The following is a 21943-nucleotide window of genomic DNA, read 5'->3' as shown; positions in this document are numbered from 1 at the left end:
TTAGTTTTCTCTCTTATGTAAGTAAGAGAATAACCAAGACAAATTAGCAGCGAGAAGGTCGAGGAAGCAAGCGAGCGAAGACCGGAGCGTACCCTAATGTACGTGAGGATCTGAGAGAGCGCGGCTGACGAAGAGATTCGAAGCTGATCATTTGTCGATCAGGTTAAGTTAGAAAGGGCGCACGGTGAATGCCTTGGCACTAGGAGCCGATGAAGGACGGGACTAACACCGATATGCTTCGGGGAGCTGTAAGTAAGCTTTGATCCGGAGATTTCCGAATGGGGGAACCCACTGTTCGTAATGGAACAGTATCTTTACCTGAATACATAGGGTATGGAAGGCATACCCGGGGAACTGAAACATCTAAGTACCCGGAGGAAGAGAAAGCAAACGCGATTCCCTGAGTAGCGGCGAGCGAAACGGGACATAGCCCAAACCAAGAGGCTTGCCTCTTGGGGTTGTAGGACACTCAACATGGAGTTACAAAGGAACGGGGTAGATGAAGCGATCTGGAAAGGTCCGTCATAGAAGGTAAAAACCCTGTAGTCGAAACTTCGTTCCCTCCTGAGTGGATCCTGAGTACGGCCGAACACGAGAAATCCGGTCGGAAGCAGGGAGGACCATCTCCCAAGGCTAAATACTCCCTAGTGACCGATAGTGAACCAGTACCGTGAGGGAAAGGTGAAAAGCACCCCGGAAGGGGAGTGAAATAGTTCCTGAAACCGTGTGCCTACAAGTAGTTAGAGCCCGTTAATGGGTGATAGCGTGCCTTTTGTAGAATGAACCGGCGAGTTACGATCCCATGCAAGGTTAAGTTGAAGAGACGGAGCCGCAGCGAAAGCGAGTCTGAATAGGGCGTATGAGTATGTGGTCGTAGACCCGAAACCAGGTGATCTACCCATGTCCAGGGTGAAGTCCAGGTAACACTGGATGGAGGCCCGAACCCACGCACGTTGAAAAGTGCGGGGATGAGGTGTGGGTAGCGGAGAAATTCCAATCGAACTTGGAGATAGCTGGTTCTCTCCGAAATAGCTTTAGGGCTAGCCTCACGTAGTAAGAGTCTTGGAGGTAGAGCACTGTTTGGACTAGGGGCCCTCATCGGGTTACCGAATTCAGACAAACTCCGAATGCCAAAGACTTATCCGTGGGAGTCAGACTGCGAGTGATAAGATCCGTAGTCAAAAGGGAAACAGCCCAGACCACCAGCTAAGGTCCCAAAGTATACGTTAAGTGGAAAAGGATGTGGAGTTGTTTAGACAACCAGGATGTTGGCTTAGAAGCAGCCACCATTTAAAGAGTGCGTAATAGCTCACTGGTCGAATGACTCTGCGCCGAAAATGTACCGGGGCTAAACGTATCACCGAAGCTGTGGATTGACATCTTAGATGTCAGTGGTAGGAGAGCGTTCTAAGGGCGTTGAAGCTAGACCGTAAGGACTGGTGGAGCGCTTAGAAGTGAGAATGCCGGTATGAGTAGCGAAAGATGAGTGAGAATCTCATCCACCGAATGCCTAAGGTTTCCTGAGGAAGGCTCGTCCGCTCAGGGTTAGTCGGGACCTAAGCCGAGGCCGAAAGGCGTAGGCGATGGACAACAGGTTGATATTCCTGTACCACCTCTTTATCGTTTGAGCAATGGGGGGACGCAGGAGGATAGGGTAAGCGCGCTGTTGGATATGCGCGTCTAAGCAGTTAGGCTGAGAAGTAGGCAAATCCGCTTCTCGCGAAGGCTGAGCTGTGATAGCGAGGGAAATTTAGTACCGAAGTTCCTGATTCCACACTGCCAAGAAAAGCCTCTAGCGAGATAAAAGGTGCCCGTACCGCAAACCGACACAGGTAGGCGAGGAGAGAATCCTAAGGTGAGCGAGAGAACTCTCGTTAAGGAACTCGGCAAAATGACCCCGTAACTTCGGGAGAAGGGGTGCTTTTTGAGGTGAATAGCCTCGAAGAGCCGCAGTGAATAGGCCCAGGCGACTGTTTAGCAAAAACACAGGTCTCTGCGAAGCCGCAAGGCGAAGTATAGGGGCTGACGCCTGCCCGGTGCTGGAAGGTTAAGAGGAGGGGTTAGCGCAAGCAAAGCTCTGAATCGAAGCCCCAGTAAACGGCGGCCGTAACTATAACGGTCCTAAGGTAGCGAAATTCCTTGTCGGGTAAGTTCCGACCCGCACGAAAGGCGTAACGATCTGGGCACTGTCTCAACGAGAGACTCGGTGAAATTATAGTACCTGTGAAGATGCAGGTTACCCGCGACAGGACGGAAAGACCCCGTGGAGCTTTACTGTAGCCTGATATTGAATTTTGGTACAGCTTGTACAGGATAGGTAGGAGCCTGAGAAGCCGGAGCGCTAGCTTCGGTGGAGGCGTCGGTGGGATACTACCCTGGCTGTATTGAAATTCTAACCCGCACCCCTGATCGGGGTGGGAGACAGTGTCAGGTGGGCAGTTTGACTGGGGCGGTCGCCTCCTAAAGAGTAACGGAGGCGCCCAAAGGTTCCCTCAGAATGGTTGGAAATCATTCGCAGAGTGTAAAGGCACAAGGGAGCTTGACTGCGAGACCTACAAGTCGAGCAGGGACGAAAGTCGGGCTTAGTGATCCGGTGGTTCCGCATGGAAGGGCCATCGCTCAACGGATAAAAGCTACCCCGGGGATAACAGGCTTATCTCCCCCAAGAGTCCACATCGACGGGGAGGTTTGGCACCTCGATGTCGGCTCATCGCATCCTGGGGCTGTAGTCGGTCCCAAGGGTTGGGCTGTTCGCCCATTAAAGCGGTACGCGAGCTGGGTTCAGAACGTCGTGAGACAGTTCGGTCCCTATCCGTCGTGGGCGCAGGAAATTTGAGAGGAGCTGTCCTTAGTACGAGAGGACCGGGATGGACGCACCGCTGGTGTACCAGTTGTTCTGCCAAGGGCATCGCTGGGTAGCTATGTGCGGACGGGATAAGTGCTGAAAGCATCTAAGCATGAAGCCCCCCTCAAGATGAGATTTCCCATAGCGCAAGCTAGTAAGAACCCTGAAAGATGATCAGGTTGATAGGTCAGAGGTGGAAGCGTGGTAACATGTGGAGCTGACTGATACTAATCGTTCGAGGACTTAACCAATTTATAAGGCATACTCATTTTTACAAACTTCTTCTGCATTATCTAGTTTTGAGGGAATGATTCCTCAATTAAATAGTCTGGCAGCAATGGCGAGAAGGTCACACCCGTTCCCATACCGAACACGGAAGTTAAGCTTCTCAGCGCCGATGGTAGTTGGGACACGCGTCCCTGTGAGAGTAGGACGTTGCCAGGCACATCTAAGACAACCTGAAAAGGTTGTTTTTTTGTTTGTCATCTGTAAGGACAATGACAATAGTAAAAAAGTACGAAGTGTTTTCAAAGAAATTACAAATAGACATACACCCAATTGCTAATTGTTACATAATATATTAATTAAGATGACGGGGAAAAGATTATTCGAAAAATTGTATACAAATAGGCGCGTAAGGGCAGAATGGATGTATGGAGGTGGAGGGATTGAGTTCATTATTAGCACAGAAGTATCATGAGGAAACGTGCGTTATTTGTGAAAATCAAAAACCAAGAGGCATACATCTATACACTTCATTTATTTGTACAGAATGCGAAAATGATTTAATACAAACAGATACAAAGGATCCAAAATATAAATACTTTCTCAAACAACTGAAAAAAATAACCACACCAGAAATTTTTTCATAAAAGTCCATTATGGGCTTATTTTTTTGCATTCATATGAGATTGGGCACTGATTTTTTGTTAGAATGAAGTGAAACTTCCAGCAATGGGGGGTTCTTGCCTGCTAATATGGCTGGATAAACGAAGCTCTTAGAAGGAAGTAAACAAATGAATAATCAATTAAAAACACCTTTGTATGATGTATTAATCGACCATGTCAAAAAGAACCCTATTTCCTTTCATGTCCCTGGACATAAATATGGTACTATAAATCAACCAGAAGCAAATCGCTATTTTAAGCAGATTTTACAAATTGATGCGACGGAGTTATCGGGTTTAGACGATCTGCATTCGCCAGAAGGGGCAATATTAGAGGCTGAATCACTATTAGCTAGCCTATATCAAACCAAAAAGAGTTATTTCCTTGTGAATGGCTCAACCGTAGGGAATCTAGCAATGATTATGGCATCCTGCTCAGAAGGAACAAACGTTCTTGTTCAAAGAAATTGCCATAAATCCATTTTAAATGGACTTAGCTTGGCAAAAGCTGACCCCGTGTTTCTCGAGCCTGAATTTGACCAGGAGTGGAAAGTCCCTTCTGGTATACGTATAGATACGGTTAAAGAAGCTATTAACTTATATCCGGATGCAAAAGCACTCATTTTGAGTTATCCGAACTACTATGGAATGGGATATGATTTACAAGAAATAATCAAAGAAGCACATCTGCATGATATCCCTGTGTTAGTGGATGAGGCACATGGACCACATTTTATCCTGGGAGCTCCTTTCCCGCCCTCAGCCCTTCAATTGGGTGCAGATGTTGTGGTTCAATCAGCACATAAGACGCTCCCCGCGATGACGATGGGATCCTTTTTACATGTGAATAGCCAGTTGATTAATGGCAATAAGGTAAAGGAATACTTAGCCATGTTCCAATCAAGCAGCCCGTCCTATCCGATTATGGCATCCTTGGACCTGTCCAGAAATTATTTAGCTACATATAAACCAAACGATTTAACCTTTCTTTTGAATGAAGTTCAACGCTTTAAAGAGATGTTGGCGGAAATTCCGGCAATCCGGGTGTTAGAATACCCAAATGATAACGGCGATCCTTTAAAATTAACTATCCAGTCCCGCTCAGGGTTAAATGGCTTTGAGCTCCAAAGAAGATTAGAAGAGGTATCCATTTATACAGAATTAGCCGATCCAAATAATGTGCTCTTTATTCTTCCTTTATTAAAAGAAGGACAAAGCTTTCCTTTGGAAGAAGCGGTCCTGAAAATTAAGAAGGCGCTAGCTGGTTTACCTTTAAATGATGCTGAAGAGGTGTTTGAGGTGGCTAGTCAAAAAATCTCAACGTTAGCGATCCCATTTAAAGAAATGGGTAATTTAATGGTAAAAGAGGTAGATATAACTGCAGTGATAGGTGAGGTATGCGCCGAAACGATTATTCCATACCCCCCGGGTATTCCCTTGCTGATGAAGGGTGAAAGGATAACAAAAGATAAACTCAGTCAACTCGCCAGCCTGTTAAAATCTGGAGCTAGATTTCAAGGCGGCGCACGATTAAAAGATGGTCTTATAAAGACCTTTTACACAGCTTAAGAGATAGATACAGTTTTGGAGGTTTTATTTAAATGGATAAAGGAATATTTATAACATTTGAGGGCCCGGATGGCGCGGGAAAGTCAACAATTATTAACATGGTAGCCCAGCAGCTTGAAAACGTACTCCTAACGCGAGAACCAGGCGGGATTGATATCGCTGAACAGATTCGTGCAGTGATTTTAGATAAAGAAAATACTGCGATGGACCCGCGGACAGAAGCCTTACTCTATGCTGCTGCAAGAAGGCAGCATTTGATAGAAAAGGTGAAACCAGCCTTAGCAGAGGGGAAAATCGTGTTGTGTGACCGGTTTGTTGATAGTTCTTTGGCTTACCAAGGCTATGCACGCGGGTTAGGAATTGATGAAGTTTTTGCAATCAACCAATTTGCGATTGAAAATTTGATGCCTGAGTTAACCATCTACTTTGATATCAAACCAGAGTTAGGCTTAAAGCGGATCAACAAAAATAAAGGCAGAGAGATTAATCGATTGGATTTAGAAAACCTGGAATTCCACCAAAAGGTTAGCACAGGATATCATCTATTAATCGAACGCTTTCCAGATAGAATTCAGTCTATTGATGCTTCCGGCACAGTGGAAGAGGTTTTTCAAGAAACCCTAAAAATAATAGTAGAAAAATTAGCAAAAAGGAAGCCTTCCCTGTAAGGCTTTTTTTTATCCTAAAATAAATATGTAGCCTTCCCTGCCATTACGAATGTAAGGAACTCTGTTACCTGTTATAATATAGGAAACAACAAAACTAGAATGGGATAAAAAAGAGAGGGTGGTTCGGATGAAACTGATCATAGCTGTTGTACAGGACCAGGATAGCAATCGGTTATCAAAGGCACTAGTAGATAACAATTTTAGGGCAACAAAACTAGCGAGTACAGGTGGATTTCTGAAGTCAGGTAACACGACCTTTATGATTGGTACTGAGGATATTCGCGTGGACCGAGCCCTCCAAATTATTAAGGACAACTGCAGATCCAGAGAACAGTTAGTTGCCCCTGTTTCACCGATGGGTGGAAATGCAGACTCGTATGTCCCATATCCCGTTGAAGTTGAGGTTGGCGGGGCAACCGTATTTGTCCTTCCAATTGAGCAATACATGCATTTTTAATCATAGTGAATGTCGGTTAATTTTATAAAGTAAGAGAGTGATGAGCTTGGTAAAATCATGGGAACAGCTAGAAGAGCTTCAGCCAACTGTGTTAAACATGTTAAAAAACAGTTTAGTGAAAAATCGAGTGGCCCATGCGTACCTTCTTGAGGGTATTAGAGGGACAGGTAAGCGGGAAATTGCGTTGTTACTAACGAAGTCCCTATTTTGCGAGTCCATCATTGATCGTTATAAACCTTGTGAAGAATGCAATAATTGTCGTCGAATCAATCATAGCAACCATCCTGATGTTCATATTGTGGAGCCGGATGGATTATCCATTAAGGTTGACCAAATCAGAAGCCTGCAGGTTGAGTTTTCCAAAAAGGGATTAGAATCTTTGAAAAAGGTTTATTTGCTTATCCATGCAGATAAAATGAGTGTCAGTGCATCCAATAGTTTACTGAAATTTTTAGAAGAACCTAATCCCGGGACAGTTGCCTTTCTATTAACAGAACAGCCGCAGAAAATTCTACCAACGATCCTTTCGAGGTGCCAAATACTAACAATTCATCCATTATCACCTTTAGTTATGATTAAACAATTGGTGGAAAACGGCGTAGAACCGCTAAAGGCTCCGTTACTTGCTCAATTGACCAATAGCTTGGATGAGGCACATAAATTAAATGTCGATGAATGGTTTGCACAAGCTCAAAAAATAGTGGTAAAATTATATGAGGTGTTGAAAAAAAATCCGTTGGAGGCTATGGTAACGCTTCAGACTGAATGGTTTCCACACTTTAAAGATAAAGAACAAATTCACCGTGGTTTAGACCTTTTACTTCTTATTTTTAAGGATTTACTATATATACAATTAGATAGGCAGGAGCAAATTGTTTTTCGAGAGGAAAATGAACGGCTGCAACAATTTGCACTGCAAACATCTGGACGGCGCATATCGGATCAAATGTCAGCTATTCTTGATGCAAAAAGAAAGCTTGAGAGGAATATGAATCCTCAGCTGATGATGGAACAGCTTGTGTTAAAATTGCAGGAGGGATCTTCATTTGTATGATGTTGTAGGAGTACGCTTTAAAAAGGCGGGGAAAATCTATTATTTTGATCCAGGGGACCTCTCTATAGAAAAAGATGACTTTGTGATTGTCGAAACAGTTCGTGGAGTTGAGTATGGTAAAGCAGTCATCGCTCGCAAACAGGTGGAGGAGCATGATGTTGTCCTTCCACTAAAAAAAGTGGTGAGAATTGCCGACCCGAAGGATCGAATGATTGTTGAAGAGAATAAGCAAGCCGCAAAGGAAGCTTATGAAGTTTGTAATGAAAAAGTGAATGAGCATCAACTGGATATGAAACTAGTCGATGTTGAATATACATTTGATCGAAATAAAGTCATCTTCTACTTTACGGCTGATGGAAGAGTTGATTTCCGTGAGCTTGTGAAGGATTTAGCAGCTATTTTTAGGACGAGAATTGAATTACGCCAGATTGGTGTCCGCGATGAAGCGAAGATGCTTGGTGGTATCGGTCCCTGTGGGAGAATGTTATGCTGTTCGACCTTTTTAGGGGATTTCGATCCAGTTTCGATAAAAATGGCGAAGGATCAAAACCTTTCACTGAATCCTACAAAAATATCTGGATTATGCGGCAGGCTGATGTGTTGTTTAAAATATGAAAATGATGAATATGAATCTGCTAAAGCATTGCTGCCGGATTTAGGGGAATTCATTGAAACACCACAGGGTAGAGGAAAAGTAGTAGGATTAAATATATTAGAGCGGGTACTGCAGGTTGAACTAAAGGAACAGGATCGAGTTCTGGAGTATACCTTGGAGGAAATCAATAAAGAAGGTGCCTTTTCTATACAATCCACAGATTAACGAGGTGGAAGACGTGGATAAAAAAGAAATATTTGAATCAGTAAGTAATATGGAAACACAAATTGGCCATCTTTACCAGCAGCTGGGGGAATTAAAGCAGCATTTAGCCGAAATACTAGAAGAGAATCATTATTTAAAGCTTGAAAATGAACATTTGAGACGCCGTTTAGATGTAACGACTGAAGCGGAAAAAAAGGTAACAGAGAATAAAAAGGGGGCAGTCCTGCCCGAGTCTCCGGGGGTAAAGCCATTTGATGTTGGGGAAGGATATGATAACCTCGCCCGACTCTATCAAGAAGGGTTTCATATCTGTAACCTTCATTTTGGAAGTTTACGCAAGGAAGGCGATTGTTTATTCTGTCTTTCCTTTCTTAATAAGAAATAACCTTAAGAGGCTGACAAAAATCAGCCTCTATTTTCATACATTTAGGGGATGGATAATTTGGTTAACTTGAAGGAAGATGAACGGTTAGATTATTTATTAGCGGAAAACTTAAGGATTATCCAAAGTCCGTCTGTTTTTGCCTTTTCCCTTGATGCCGTTTTACTTGCAAGATTTGTATATGTTCCGATTCAAAAAGGGAACTTAATTGACCTCTGCAGCGGGAATGGTGTCATCCCTTTATTTTTAAGTACACGAACAAAGGGCCAGATTACTGGTGTTGAAATACAGGAACGGCTTTACGATATGGCGGTAAGAAGCATTGAATATAATGGACTAGAACCCCGACTGCAAATGATTCATGGTGATATCAAGGATATGCCAAAACAGCTGGGCCATGGGCAATTTGATGTCGTCACTTGCAATCCCCCGTATTTTACAACGCCGTCAAAGGAAGAGATGAATCCCAATGAACATCTAGCGATTGCCCGTCATGAAATTCTTTGTACACTAGAGGATGCGGTCAAGGCTTCAAGTCAATTGGCTAAACAAGGCGGCAAGGTGGCTTTTGTACACCGACCGGGGCGACTGCTGGATATCATTACATTGATGAGACAATATCGGCTTGAACCCAAACGGATTCAATTTGTCTATCCGAAGAAGGGGAAAGAGGCTAATACGCTTTTAATTGAGGCAATTAAGGATGGCAGTCCGGATATAAAAATTTCTCCCCCGTTATTTGTTTATAATGATGACAATGAATATACACCAGAAATTAGAGAGATTTTATATGGAGAATAGCGATCACTATTTTTATGTTCTTACCTGTAAGGACGGTAGTTTATATGGTGGATATACGAATAATCTTGAACGCCGGATTAAGCTACATAATGAAGGAAAAGGGGCAAAATATACGCGGGGCAGAGGTCCGGTCGAACTTACATACTATAGAAGCTATGAAAATAAAGGGGACGCGCTGAGGGCAGAATACTCCTTTAAGCAATTAAGCAGGAAGAAAAAAGATGAATTTTTAATGAAAGAAACAGGTGATGTGCATGTGGCAGCAAAAAAGCTTTGAGAATGAAGCTACGAAAGGGATCTTATATCTTATTCCCACACCAATTGGCAATTTAGAAGATATGAGCTTCCGTGCGATTCGACTATTAAAAGAGGCAGACTTAATTGCTGCAGAAGATACAAGAAATACAAAGAAGCTTTGTAATTACTTTGAAATTGGAACACCTGTTGTAAGTTATCACGAACACAATAAAGATACGAGCGGCGATAAATTGATTCAAAAAGTAAAGGAAGGGTTAAAGATTGCGCTGGTAAGTGATGCGGGTATGCCTGCCATTTCAGATCCAGGTTATGAGCTGGTCGCAGCGGCCATAGAAGAAAAGGTAACAGTCGTTCCGTTACCAGGTGCAAATGCTGCCCTAACATCATTAATTGCTTCCGGTTTAGTGTGCCAGCCCTTTTACTTTTTTGGTTTTTTGAATCGAAACAAGAAAGAAAAGCGGGCGGAGTTAGAACACTTAAAGTGGCAGTCAGCTACGTTAATCTTTTATGAATCACCACATCGCCTAAAAGAAACGCTTTCGATTATGTCAGATGTCCTCGGTAACCGGAAGATCGCAATTTGCAGGGAGTTAACAAAAAAGTATGAGGAATTTATTCGCGGATCGATCGAAGAAGTAATCGCTTGGACCACGCAGGATGAAATCCGCGGAGAGTTTTGCTTGATTGTTGAGGGGACGGATCAGCAACAAGAGGAAGAACCAAGCTGGTGGCACAATTTAACGCTTGAAGAACATGTAAATCATTATATTTCTGAAAAAAATATCCCTTCGAAGGAAGCGATCAAACTAACAGCGAAAGATCGTGACATAAATAAAAGAGAAGTGTATCAGGCCTATCATGTCGAATAGATAGAGCTTAAGTGGGATACACCGCTGAACGTTTGTTTCCGCTTTTCAAAGAAAAAAAGCTCCAGCACTAATTGAAGTGCCGGAGCTTTCTATTATTTTACTAATTCAAAGTTGTTTTGGATTTCTTGTAATAACTGTTCTGCACCTTCACGGCTAAGAATCAATTTACCGCCAGCAAGAGTTAAATTATCATCAGATACTTCTCCTGTAACTTGGCAAGTCATATTTGGCTTGTATTTCTTTAGGATAATACGCTCATCATCAACGTAAATTTCAAGAGCATCTTTTTCAGCGATACCAAGAGTACGTCTTAATTCGATTGGAATAACCACACGGCCTAGCTCATCAACTTTACGAACAATACCAGTAGATTTCATTTTTATGATCTCCTCTCACATTTGCACTTATTTTTCTCTATCTATTTATTCGTCATTATTCGACAAAATTTTCATAACTTAATAATACAAGAAATTCCCATATCCGTCAATAATTTTTATTTTGAAAAATAATAGTAAATTTATTCAATTAAGGTGATCGTTGATTTAACAACGTTTTTTCTGAAAATTACCTATATTTAGCAGTGGATAATGCTATTGGATTGTTGATAAAACAACTGTTCAATTCGATATTTCTTCGACAAACTTCAACATAAATTGATGCGATTGAACTATATATCCTTCGCAGGAATTGAAGCCTTTATGGGTGTAATAGGAAAATATGAAAAAATAAAGGAATCAGGTAAAAGAGCGCCTCCTTGCACAAAAGTTGGTTTTTCGGTATATTTTGAGGATAGAAGCGGGAAAAAAGAGGCAATAATGGTTAAATAGAGCTTTGGACTCGCAAACTAGCGGAGGGATTAAGATGGAGAATAAATTAAAGACTTTTTACCTAACGACACCGATTTACTATCCAAGCGGTAATTTACATATTGGGCATGCTTATACAACTGTTGCAGGTGATGCAATGGCCCGTTATAAGCGGATGCGCGGCTATGATGTTATGTACTTAACTGGAACGGATGAGCATGGGCAGAAAATTCAAAGGAAAGCTGAAGAAGCAGGGATTACTCCGCAGCAGTATGTCGATGAAATTGTCGATGGAATTAAAGAATTATGGAAAAGACTCGATATTTCTTATGATGATTTTATCCGAACAACGGATGAAAGACATAAACAAGTCGTTGAAAAGATGTTTGCGAGACTGCTTGAACAAGGTGATATTTATCTCGATCAGTATGAAGGCTGGTACTGTACACCATGTGAATCCTTTTATACCGACCGTCAGCTAACGAATGGAAATTGTCCGGATTGTGGCCGTCCGGTGGAAAAGGTTAAAGAAGAATCATACTTTTTTAGAATGAGTAAATATGTAGATCGTCTTTTGCAGTACTACGAGGAAAATCCCGATTTCATCCAACCGGAATCTCGAAAAAATGAAATGATTAATAACTTTATCAAACCTGGCCTAGAGGATCTTGCTGTTTCAAGGACAACGTTTGATTGGGGGATCAAGGTGCCGGGGAATCCAAGGCATGTTATTTATGTTTGGATTGATGCCCTTTCCAACTATATTACGGCACTTGGTTATGGAACAGATAATGATGCAAAATATTTAAATTACTGGCCAGCTGATGTTCACTTAATGAGTAAGGAAATTGTACGTTTCCACACCATCTATTGGCCAATTATGCTAATGGCATTAGATATTCCACTGCCCAAAAAGGTATTTGCCCATGGCTGGCTGTTGATGAAGGATGGAAAAATGTCCAAATCGAAAGGGAATGTGGTTGACCCTGTCACCTTAATTGATCGCTATGGTCTAGATGCGCTCCGCTATTATTTATTAAGAGAAGTTCCGTTTGGGGCGGATGGCGTCTTTACACCGGAAGGATTTGTCGAAAGAATCAATTTCGACCTAGCCAATGATTTAGGTAATCTTTTAAATCGTACGGTCGCAATGATTGAAAAATATTTCAACGGTGTTATACCTGATTATTCCGGCTCTATTGGGGAATTTGATGCATCACTGCTGCAAGTTAACCAGGATACAGTAAATGTATACGAAGATGTAATGGAGAAGATGGAGTTTTCAGTAGCGTTATCTACAATTTGGCTGCTAGTCAGCCGTACCAATAAATATATTGATGAAACAAAACCATGGGCTTTAGCGAAGGATGAGGCGAATCGCGAGGTACTTGCTAGTGTAATGGCTCATCTGGCCGAATCCTTACGAAGAATTGCGATTTTACTGCAGCCATTCCTAACACGTACACCGAATTCCATCTTTACGCAGTTGGGTATTCAGGATGAGAGCCTTAAAACATGGGAAAGCCTCACTGATTTTGGTGTCATACCAAGCGGAACAAAGGTAGAAAAGGATGCACCGATATTTCCAAGACTTGAAATTGCTGAGGAAGTAGAATTTATTAAGACGAAAATGCAGGGTTCTGCTCCAGCAGTTGAAGAAGAGAAAGAAGTAAAGCCAGAAGAAAAACCTGAAGAAATCGACGAAATTGCGATTGACGATTTTATGAAAATTGATTTGAGGGTAGCCGAAGTTGTTCAAGCAGAGCCTATTAAAAAGGCGGATAAATTGCTTAAGCTTCAGCTTGATTTAGGGTATGAAAAGCGTCAGGTCGTTTCTGGAATTGCCCAATATTATAAGCCGGAAGAATTAGTTGGTCGAAAGGTCATTTGTATTACCAACCTAAAACCAGTTAAACTTCGTGGTGAACTTTCACAGGGAATGATCCTAGCAGGTTCAAAAGATGGTCAACTTTCGCTTGCAACCGTCGATCAAACATTACCGAATGGTTCCAAGGTGAAATAAAGGTTAATAACTTTACAAGAAAAGCGCCTGCACAAGGCGCTTTTCAATGTTACACGTGGAACATTTTTCGAGACATTTCTTTTTATTACTTGGTTATTGTTGAATATTGGCATTTCTAACGCGAATAAGAAAATGTTAGCGAAAAATAAAATTCTTTTTGAAAAAAATGGTGAAGGAGCAAAACTATGCTATTTGATACCCATGTACATTTAAATGATGACCAATATAACGAAGATTTAGATGAAGTAATCTCTAGGGCTCAAAGTGAGGGAGTCACTAATATGGTTGTGGTCGGGTTTGACCGCAAGACCATTCAAAAGGCGATGGAATTAGCTGATAGCTATGATTTTATCTTTGCCTGCATTGGGTGGCATCCCGTTGATGCGATCGACATGACCGAGGCGGATTTACGATGGATAGAGGAATTAACTGCCCATCCAAAGGTAGTTGCGATCGGTGAAATGGGCTTGGATTATCATTGGGACAAATCTCCAAAGGATATTCAGAAGGAAGTTTTTCGAAAACAAATCAGACTTGCTAAAAAGGTTATTCTTCCAATCGTGATTCATAATCGCGAAGCAACAGCTGATATTGTGGAAATTTTAAAGGAAGAAGGAGCGGAAGAAGTAGGCGGGATTATGCATTGCTTTAGCGGCAGCCCTGAAGTAGCGAAGGAATGTGTGAAAATGAACTTTTATATTTCTCTTGGAGGCCCTGTAACCTTCAAAAATGCCAAAAAGCCGAAAGAAGTAGCTGCTGAAATTCCACTCGATAAACTATTAATAGAAACAGATTGCCCATATTTGGCTCCCCATCCCTACCGAGGGAAAAGAAATGAGCCTAGTTATGTAAAATTAGTAGCTGAACAAATTGCCGAAATAAAAGGATTGACAATCGAAGAAGTGGCGGAAGCAACGACACGAAATGCTAAAAAATTATTCGCCATAAAATGATAGGGGATTTTGTCGAAGCTGGTGGAAGCTTGTCTTATATTTTAGCGATAACAAAAAGTTCTACATGTCTCCTTTTCTACATAGGATAACCGTGTCGATAAGTTTATCTTTGCAATTTTCTCAACTTTGTGCATAATTAGAAATACCTTCGTACAGTATGCAAAGATTAACAGCCGACAGCATGGTTCATTAATCTCTCTAAGAAAAGGAGGCGTTTTTCATCGTATTCAAAAACATGAAAAACCTGTTTTCCAAGTCTTTGAGCCGGAAGACATTGACCATTGCTTTTGCTAGTTTCGTAGTTTTGCTAACAACTCTTGGTATTCTTTTTTACGAAGGATCAAAGAAAACTGTTGCCATCACTCTTAACGATCAGCAAAAGGTCGTGAAAACACATGCAGATACCATCAAAGAATTATTAGATGAATTGGATGTATCCACCCGCTCACAAGACTATTTGCAACCTAAGGCGAATGCAAAGGTGAAGGACCACCTGAAAGTCGTATGGAAGCAAGCTAACCAGGTTCACATTGTCAAGGACAACGAGAAAAAAACGATCTGGACGACAGCTGATACAGTGGCTGAACTCCTAAAAGAGCAGAAAATTGTTTTGAGCAAACATGACCAAATCTCACCAAGACCGCAAGCGGCAATACAAGATAAGATGAAGATTGGAATAAAAGAAGCATTTCATCTTACATATGTTGACGGCGGTAAAAAGCAACTAGTTTGGGCCACTTCGGCTACGGTCGCTGACTTTTTATCACAACAGGGAATTCAGTTAAACACACTAGACCGAGTTGAACCGTCATTAACAGAAACCATCTCAGAGAATGGTGTTGTTAACGTCATTCGAGTAGAAAAAGTCACCGATGTAGTGGAAGAACCTGTTCAATTTGCTGTAGTAACCAAAAAGGATGAAAGTTTAGAAAAAGGCAAAGAAAAGACGATTACCGAAGGCAAGCACGGTCGCGTTTCTAAACAATATGAAGTCCTAATTGAAAATGGCAAAGAAGTAACTAGAAAATTAATTAGTGAGCAGAAGATTGCAGAAAAGCAAGATAAAGTTGTGGCTGTCGGAACGAAGGATTTATCGTTACAAGTTTCACGTGGTGCAGATGAGTCGGGACAGGAGTTCTACGTTACTGCAACTGCTTATACAGCGTATTGTAATGGCTGTTCAGGTAGAACAGCAACGGGACTTAATCTCCGTGCTAACCCGAACATGAAGGTAATTGCCGTTGACCCAAGGGTTATTCCGCTGGGGACAAAGGTGTATGTTGAAGGCTACGGCTATGCTGTAGCAGCTGACACCGGAGGGGCAATTAAAGGATATATCGTTGATTTATTCATGCCATCCAATCAGGATTGCTACCGCTGGGGACGCAAAAAAGTAAAGATTAAAATTTTAAATTAGTTTACAATTTGCAGAGGGTCCTATCCTCTGCATTTTGCTTTTTTCATAAATTTCTTTATACTAACATCGAATACATATTGATAAAATGCTTCATCTTTATTTTACTTTATTGTATGAATGGATTCAATAATATAGACGATGTACATTACAAAAATGTTTCAAGTTTTTTTCATTTTTTATTTTTTTTATTACGGAGGCTCACACTTTTAAAATGAAGATTAAAGAAATTATAGTTGTGGAAGGTAAAGACGATACTACAGCGATTAAACGGGCAATCAATGCAGATACAATTGAAACAAATGGTTCAGCTGTAAATGAAACCACCATTGAAAAAGTAAGGCGTGCTCAACAGTCCCGAGGAGTAATTATTTTTACGGATCCTGATTTTCCTGGTGAAAAAATTAGAAAGACGATCGCTGAGGCTGTTCCTGGTTGTAAACACGCATTTTTAACGAAGGAAGCAGCTATGGGAAAAGCAGGGGAAAGCCTCGGTGTGGAACATGCCAGTCCTGAAGCCATCCAAGAGGCGCTTAAGGATGCCCAGACCATGCATGAAACGTTTACAGAGGAAATAACGCAAGAGGATCTACTTACAGCTGGCCTTATCGGTGGTGAAGGGGCTAAAGAAAGAAGAATCATGTTGGGGAAAATTTTAAAAATTGGTTATACCAATGGAAAACAGCTTCATAAGCGCTTAAATGTATTCCAAATCAGTAAGCAGGAATTCTCTGAAGCACTAAGGGTTGTAAGTCAGGAGGAACTACATGAATAAAGATATAGCTACACCGGTAAGGACAAAAGATATTCTTAAAAAATACGGATTTTCATTTAAAAAGAGCCTTGGTCAAAACTTTTTAATTGATACAAATATCTTGAAAAAGATTGTTAGCTTTGCGAATTTAACAGAAGATTCTGGTGCGATTGAAATCGGACCAGGAATTGGTGCGCTTACTGAGCAGTTGGCCCGCACAAGTAAAAAGGTCGTCGCTTTCGAGATCGATCAACGTTTATTACCAATCTTAAATGATACCCTATCACCCTATCCCAATGTAAAAATTATACATAACGATGTATTAGAGGCAGATGTGGCTGAAGTCATTAGAGAAGAATTTAATGATATGGACGATATCATGGTGGTTGCTAATTTACCTTATTATGTTACAACGCCGATTATCATGAAGCTTCTTGAAGAACATTTGCCTATTCGCGGGATCGTGTGTATGCTCCAAAAAGAGGTGGCAGACAGGATTTCTGCACGGCCAGGGACGAAGGACTATGGCTCTCTTTCAATCGCTGTTCAGTATTATACAGAGGCAGAAACAGTGATGATCGTTCCAAAAACGGTTTTTGTGCCGCAGCCGAATGTGGATTCTGCCGTCATCAGATTAACCAGGAGGGAGAATCCCGCTGTTACGGTTACAGATGAAACATTCTTTTTTCAAGTGACCAGGGCCAGCTTTGCACAACGAAGAAAAACCCTGCTTAATAACTTAACAAGCCAGCTGCCCGAGGGAAAGCAAAAGAAAGAAGACATCCTCCACGCCTTAAGTGCAAGCGGAATCGATCCTGCTAGAAGAGGAGAGACCCTTTCCTTAGAGGAATTTGGCCGCTTAAGCGAAGAATTATATCCGTTTTTCCAATAGACCCTTTTTAAAGGGTCTATTTTTTTTCACAATAAAGCAAAGGTTTGCATAGCCTATGAGAGAAACTTTATTTAAAGGCCCTTTTGCTGGTCTTATTGGAGTGACGGCAGTGGATATAAAATTAATGGATATTGTCGGCAGGCGTTCGTATAATTGTGACATTCTATTTCGCGTGATAGATGTTCGAAAAATAAACGACCAGAAATTTGCAGTCCTATACGGAGAAGACTTTCGCCTTGTGGCAGACGCACCATACGAAGATTTGGTCGTCATCGACGATAATCAAAGAGTCAGATTGAAGAATGAATACCGGACGCTAGAGGAACAGTCTTTTAAGCTGTTTAAACAGGATGTTGAATTAATCAAGAACCGTCAGGAATATGAAGCGACCGGAGGATATGTAAAACCAAGTAATTATTTTCAAATGCCTGGGAAGGTTCTCCATCTGGATGGTGATTCATCCTATTTGAAGAAATGTATGACACTGTATGAAAAAGTGGGAATCCCTGTTTTAGGTATACACTGTAATGAAAAAGAGATGCCAGAAAAAATAGGGGAATTGATTGATTTATATCGCCCAGATATTCTTGTTATTACTGGACATGACGCGTATTCAAAGGCAAAAGGAAAAATGACGGATATTAATGCATATCGCCATTCCAAACATTTTGTCCAAACGGTCAAGGAAGCACGAAAAAAGATTCCCCACTTAGATCAGTTGGTTATTTTTGCAGGAGCATGTCAATCGCACTTTGAATCATTGATTCATGCTGGGGCAAATTATGCCAGTTCGCCCTCAAGAATTAACATCCACGCCCTCGACCCAGTCTATATTGTCGCCAAAATCAGTTTTACACCTTTTATGGAAAGAATTAATGTCTGGGACGTGTTAAAGAACACATTAACAGGTGAAAAGGGACTTGGAGGAATTGAAACAAGAGGAGTGTTACGAACGGGAATGCCTTATCGGCCAATCCAAGAAGAGAATGAATAAGCCTTTGCTGTCCGATAAGGCTTATTTTTTTTATTTCTGAGCCGATACATATTCCCATGCAAATAAGGTAACGATAAAAATGTTGAAATTTAGAAGAAAAAGTAGAATAAAAAATATTGACAATCTTTTTGTTTGACTGATATAATTTATGTTTTTGTTTGACATGACTATGTCAGTGTGTTATACTTTACACAGTGAGGTGGACCGAATGCCAAAAACCTTAGCCGATATTAAAAAGGCTCTTGACACAAATTTAGGGAAAAGATTACTGCTTAAAGCCAACGGAGGACGCAGAAAGACGATTGAACGTTCCGGTGTTTTAGCTGAAACTTATCCATCTGTTTTTGTTATTGAATTAGATCAGGATGAAAACTCATTTGAACGTGTTTCTTACAGCTATGCAGATGTATTAACAGAAACAGTTCAAATTACTTTCTACGAAGATGCATCAGGACATTTAGCCTTAAATTAGAATATAAGCAATACACAGCAGTAAACATTTGTTTACTGCTTTTTGCTATTTTAAAACAGTTTCATGAAAACTCTATATCTATCCCATACTAACAATGCTGTAGTATGAAGGGGGTTGTTTAGATGGGCAGAAGAAGAGGGATTATGTCCAGTCACTTTAAAGAGGAGCTTGCGAAAGAGCTTGGCTTTTATGATGTCGTTCAAAAAGAAGGATGGGGCGGCATCAAGGCAAAGGATGCAGGGAATATGGTTAAGCGTGCCGTTGAACTTGCACAAGAACATTTGGCTAATCAGGGTCCTAGAGTTTAACTTATAAATAAGTCACTTCCGCTTTTGATATTAATCAATCACATACTTCAGCGAGACCAGAGGACAATCTCCTCTGGCTTTCTTTTTCTCCAATTTATGACCCTTTTCTTATAAATCTAATAATAAAATATGAAATTTGATAGGATTTATCATATCTCACGTCTTAGTTTTATCATTTTGTGGTAAAATAGGACAAAATGTGGATTTCCGGACTAAGAAAAGTGGAAGCGCCCGTTTAGCGCTGGAACTGGACAATAAAGAAGTAGGTGGACGTAGTGAAGCTTTTAGTAAAAGCCCCGGCCAAAATAAATTTAGCATTAGATGTTTTACACAAACGATCAGACGGTTTTCATGAGGTGGAGATGATTATGACCACAATTGATTTGGCTGACCGGGTTGAATTATCGTTATTAAACGATGATAAAATACATATTCATTCTCACAATCGCTATGTCCCTGATGACCAGCGTAACTTAGCCTTTCAAGCTGCACAGCTCTTGAAGGATCGATTTAATGTAAAAAAAGGTGTGCTGATTTCGATTGAAAAAACGATTCCCGTTGCGGCTGGACTTGCGGGGGGAAGCAGTGATGCTGCTGCCACTTTAAGAGGTTTAAATAAACTCTGGAATCTCGGTTTAACAATGGATGAATTGGCCGAACTAGGAAGCGAAATTGGATCAGATGTTTCATTTTGTGTCTATGGAGGTACTGCCTTGGCAAAGGGCAGAGGGGAAATGATTACCGAATTACCTGCCTCGCCGACATGTTGGGTGATCCTTGCGAAGCCCTTTATTGGGGTTTCAACAGCTGAAGTATACCGAAGACTAGATACCAATAAAATGACCCATCCAAACATTCGGGGAATGATTGAAGCGATAAATGAACATGATTACCAAAAGGTATGTACAAACGTGGGGAATGTTTTAGAAGATGTTACCTTAAATCTTCACCCTGAAGTTGCGTTAATAAAAGAACAAATGAAGCGTTTTGGTGCAGATGCCGTATTAATGAGCGGCAGCGGTCCAACTGTTTTTGGAATTGTTCAGCATGATTCAAGAATGCATCGAATTTATAATGGATTAAGAGGATTCTGTGACCAAGTATTTGCGGTCCGCATGTTAGGGGAACGGCACTCACTTGATTAAAAACGTACGAAAATGGTATTCTATAATTAGAATATTCGTGTTTTTGGGGGCATGTTATGAAATTTCGCCGCAGTGAACGTTTGATTGATATGACAAATTATTTACTAGATCATCCTCGGCAACTAGTTCCGCTAACTTTTTTTGCAGATCGTTATTCATCTGCGAAATCATCGATTAGTGAAGATTTGGGTATTATCAAAGAGACGTTTGAAAAAAGAGGAATTGGGACCATACAAACAGTGCCAGGGGCTTCAGGCGGGGTAAAGTTCTTTGTAAAAGTAAGTCAAGAAGCAGCAGCACCTTTTATCAATGAATTGTGTGAATTAATTGCTAAACCTGACAGGCTCTTACCTGGTGGATATTTATATTTAACTGATATATTAGGGGATCCTCAAGTAGTGCAAAACGCGGGCCGCATTATTGCCTCTGCCTATACAGATGCAAAAATTGACGTGGTCATGACCGTTGCTACAAAAGGAATTCCTCTTGCCTATGCTGTAGCAAGTCAGTTGAATGTTCCAGTTGTCATCGTCCGAAGAGATAGTAAAGTAACGGAGGGACCGACAGTAAGTATTAATTATGTGTCCGGTTCAACCAAAAGAATCCAAACCATGGTCCTTTCAAAACGGAGCATGAAACAGGATTCACGGGTCCTTATTGTCGATGATTTTATGAAGGCTGGCGGAACAGTCATGGGAATGATCAGCATGCTTGAAGAATTTAATGGGCATCTGGCTGGAATTGCAGTTTTAGTAGAGGCAGAAAAAATTCAGGAGCGTCTAGTCGATGAATATATTTCCCTCGTCCAGTTATCTGATGTAAATGTGAAAGAAAAAAAGATTAATGTTCAAGCTGGAAATTACTTTACTAAATGGCTGTGTTAGTAATTATTGTTGATTTTCTAACCCTGTTGATTGGAGCGGAAGGCACGAGACTCCTGCGGGACTAGCAGGTCAGGGTGAGACCCCACAGGCGCGAATGCGCCGAGGAGGCTCACCGACCGCCCGCGGAAAGCGAAGTGCCTGGAGCGGAAATCAACAGGCAAGTTTAACACAGCCTAATAAATAGATGGAGGGAATTAGGATGAAAACAGTTCAAACAAATCAAGCACCGGCGGCTATTGGCCCATACTCGCAAGGAATTACCGTAAATAATATGTTCTATAGCTCAGGGCAAATTCCATTAACAGCTGATGGAGCCTTGGTAACAGGCGATATTAAAGAACAAGCTCACCAAGTTTTTCAAAATTTACAGGCAGTTTTAACAGCTGCTGGTGCGTCTTTTGAAACAGTCGTTAAGACAACTGTATTTATTAAAAATATGGATGATTTCGCTTCACTAAACGAGGTATATGGTGAATATTTCTCGATCCATAAACCCGCTCGTTCGTGTGTCGAGGTTGCCCGCTTACCAAAAGATGTTTTAGTTGAAATTGAAGTTGTCGCACTGGTTAAATAATTTAGTTAATTTCTGTTAATTTACTCCTGTGTTTACAATTGTTCACTATTTTGCCCTAAATTTTCTAAAATATTTTGAATATAAAGAAGGATTTCTGAAAAAGTTGTTGAATTT

The 21943-nt window shown here is 41.1% G+C and carries 22 protein-coding genes and 2 rRNA genes; 23 read left to right on the top strand and 1 reads right to left on the bottom strand.

Annotated elements, in window-relative coordinates; all coding sequences use genetic code 11:
- Positions 1–161 precede the first annotated feature (161 nt).
- From QF028_RS27810 to rsmI, 12 genes are all read left to right on the top strand, one after another.
- A 23S ribosomal RNA gene (locus tag QF028_RS27810) occupies positions 162–3096 on the top strand.
- A 76-nt stretch (positions 3097–3172) separates the two neighbouring features.
- Positions 3173–3289, top strand: a 5S ribosomal RNA gene (gene rrf, locus QF028_RS27805).
- 224 nt (positions 3290–3513) lie between these two features.
- On the top strand, positions 3514–3717 hold the full coding sequence (locus tag QF028_RS27800) for a sigma factor G inhibitor Gin (protein ID WP_168241442.1): 204 nt from the start codon (positions 3514–3516) through the stop codon (positions 3715–3717).
- 144 nt (positions 3718–3861) lie between these two features.
- Positions 3862–5301: an aminotransferase class I/II-fold pyridoxal phosphate-dependent enzyme gene (locus tag QF028_RS27795; protein ID WP_429470621.1), complete on the top strand. Its 1440-nt coding sequence runs from the start codon at positions 3862–3864 to the stop codon at positions 5299–5301.
- A gap of 32 nt (positions 5302–5333) precedes the next feature.
- The gene (gene tmk / locus QF028_RS27790; protein ID WP_429470619.1) at positions 5334–5969 is read left to right on the top strand and encodes a dTMP kinase; all 636 of its coding nucleotides are present in this window, start codon (positions 5334–5336) and stop codon (positions 5967–5969) included.
- A 127-nt stretch (positions 5970–6096) separates the two neighbouring features.
- Positions 6097–6426 carry a cyclic-di-AMP receptor gene (locus tag QF028_RS27785; RefSeq protein WP_088084908.1) on the top strand — a complete coding sequence of 110 codons (330 nt, stop codon included), beginning with the start codon at positions 6097–6099 and terminating at the stop codon, positions 6424–6426.
- A 46-nt stretch (positions 6427–6472) separates the two neighbouring features.
- Positions 6473–7480, top strand: coding sequence for a DNA polymerase III subunit delta' (gene holB / locus QF028_RS27780; protein ID WP_429470617.1), 1008 nt, complete (start codon positions 6473–6475; stop codon positions 7478–7480).
- Entirely contained in the window at positions 7473–8300 is an 828-nt protein-coding gene (locus tag QF028_RS27775) for a PSP1 domain-containing protein (RefSeq protein WP_088084910.1), read from the top strand. Before holB ends, QF028_RS27775 begins: the two co-directional genes overlap by 8 nt.
- A gap of 13 nt (positions 8301–8313) precedes the next feature.
- Positions 8314–8685, top strand: a complete 372-nt coding sequence (gene yabA / locus QF028_RS27770; protein ID WP_168241447.1) for a DNA replication initiation control protein YabA — start codon at positions 8314–8316, stop codon at positions 8683–8685.
- Positions 8686–8733: 48 nt separating this feature from the next.
- The gene (locus QF028_RS27765; protein ID WP_429470614.1) at positions 8734–9483 is read left to right on the top strand and encodes a tRNA1(Val) (adenine(37)-N6)-methyltransferase; all 750 of its coding nucleotides are present in this window, start codon (positions 8734–8736) and stop codon (positions 9481–9483) included.
- Positions 9473–9760, top strand: coding sequence for a GIY-YIG nuclease family protein (locus QF028_RS27760; protein ID WP_429470612.1), 288 nt, complete (start codon positions 9473–9475; stop codon positions 9758–9760). Before QF028_RS27765 ends, QF028_RS27760 begins: the two co-directional genes overlap by 11 nt.
- Entirely contained in the window at positions 9738–10610 is an 873-nt protein-coding gene (gene rsmI, locus QF028_RS27755) for a 16S rRNA (cytidine(1402)-2'-O)-methyltransferase (RefSeq protein ID WP_215000067.1), read from the top strand. Before QF028_RS27760 ends, rsmI begins: the two co-directional genes overlap by 23 nt.
- 92 nt (positions 10611–10702) lie before the next feature.
- Here the strand turns inward: rsmI and QF028_RS27750 are convergent, their stop codons facing one another.
- On the bottom strand, positions 10703–10993 hold the full coding sequence (locus QF028_RS27750; protein ID WP_176525588.1) for an AbrB/MazE/SpoVT family DNA-binding domain-containing protein: 291 nt from the start codon (positions 10991–10993) through the stop codon (positions 10703–10705).
- 478 nt (positions 10994–11471) lie between these two features.
- Here QF028_RS27750 and metG point away from each other — a divergent pair, with 478 nt between their 5' ends.
- The 11 genes from metG (at position 11472) to QF028_RS27695 (ending at position 21829) form a co-directional block, all read left to right on the top strand.
- Positions 11472–13439, top strand: a complete 1968-nt coding sequence (gene metG, locus QF028_RS27745; RefSeq protein ID WP_215000065.1) for a methionine--tRNA ligase — start codon at positions 11472–11474, stop codon at positions 13437–13439.
- Positions 13440–13624: 185 nt separating this feature from the next.
- Positions 13625–14392 (top strand): TatD family hydrolase, encoded by a 768-nt coding sequence (locus QF028_RS27740; protein WP_429470610.1) that lies wholly within the window; start codon positions 13625–13627, stop codon positions 14390–14392.
- Between the two features lie 235 nt (positions 14393–14627).
- Complete coding sequence (locus QF028_RS27735) at positions 14628–15809, top strand: ubiquitin-like domain-containing protein (protein ID WP_429470608.1); 1182 nt, start codon at positions 14628–14630, stop codon at positions 15807–15809.
- Between the two features lie 211 nt (positions 15810–16020).
- Positions 16021–16581, top strand: coding sequence for a ribonuclease M5 (rnmV, locus tag QF028_RS27730; RefSeq protein ID WP_215000059.1), 561 nt, complete (start codon positions 16021–16023; stop codon positions 16579–16581).
- On the top strand, positions 16574–17452 hold the full coding sequence (rsmA, locus tag QF028_RS27725) for a 16S rRNA (adenine(1518)-N(6)/adenine(1519)-N(6))-dimethyltransferase RsmA (protein WP_429470606.1): 879 nt from the start codon (positions 16574–16576) through the stop codon (positions 17450–17452). The genes rnmV and rsmA overlap by 8 nt, the downstream gene beginning before the upstream one ends.
- 109 nt (positions 17453–17561) lie before the next feature.
- Positions 17562–18446, top strand: coding sequence for a sporulation peptidase YabG (yabG, locus tag QF028_RS27720; protein WP_429472570.1), 885 nt, complete (start codon positions 17562–17564; stop codon positions 18444–18446).
- Between the two features lie 208 nt (positions 18447–18654).
- Positions 18655–18918, top strand: coding sequence for a biofilm formation stimulator Veg (gene veg / locus QF028_RS27715; protein WP_066249244.1), 264 nt, complete (start codon positions 18655–18657; stop codon positions 18916–18918).
- A gap of 122 nt (positions 18919–19040) precedes the next feature.
- Positions 19041–19226, top strand: a complete 186-nt coding sequence (locus QF028_RS27710; RefSeq protein ID WP_410889028.1) for a small, acid-soluble spore protein, alpha/beta type — start codon at positions 19041–19043, stop codon at positions 19224–19226.
- A 275-nt stretch (positions 19227–19501) separates the two neighbouring features.
- Complete coding sequence (gene ispE, locus QF028_RS27705) at positions 19502–20371, top strand: 4-(cytidine 5'-diphospho)-2-C-methyl-D-erythritol kinase (protein ID WP_410889030.1); 870 nt, start codon at positions 19502–19504, stop codon at positions 20369–20371.
- A 56-nt stretch (positions 20372–20427) separates the two neighbouring features.
- Entirely contained in the window at positions 20428–21255 is an 828-nt protein-coding gene (purR, locus tag QF028_RS27700) for a pur operon repressor (protein ID WP_429470603.1), read from the top strand.
- A 199-nt stretch (positions 21256–21454) separates the two neighbouring features.
- Positions 21455–21829, top strand: a complete 375-nt coding sequence (locus tag QF028_RS27695) for a RidA family protein (protein ID WP_168241459.1) — start codon at positions 21455–21457, stop codon at positions 21827–21829.
- Positions 21830–21943 lie beyond the last annotated feature (114 nt).

Origin of the sequence: Neobacillus sp. B4I6, from assembly GCF_050434045.1 — a bacterium.
Classification (GTDB): domain Bacteria; phylum Bacillota; class Bacilli; order Bacillales; family Cytobacillaceae; genus Neobacillus.
This window is presented reverse-complemented; position numbering and strand designations above follow the sequence as displayed.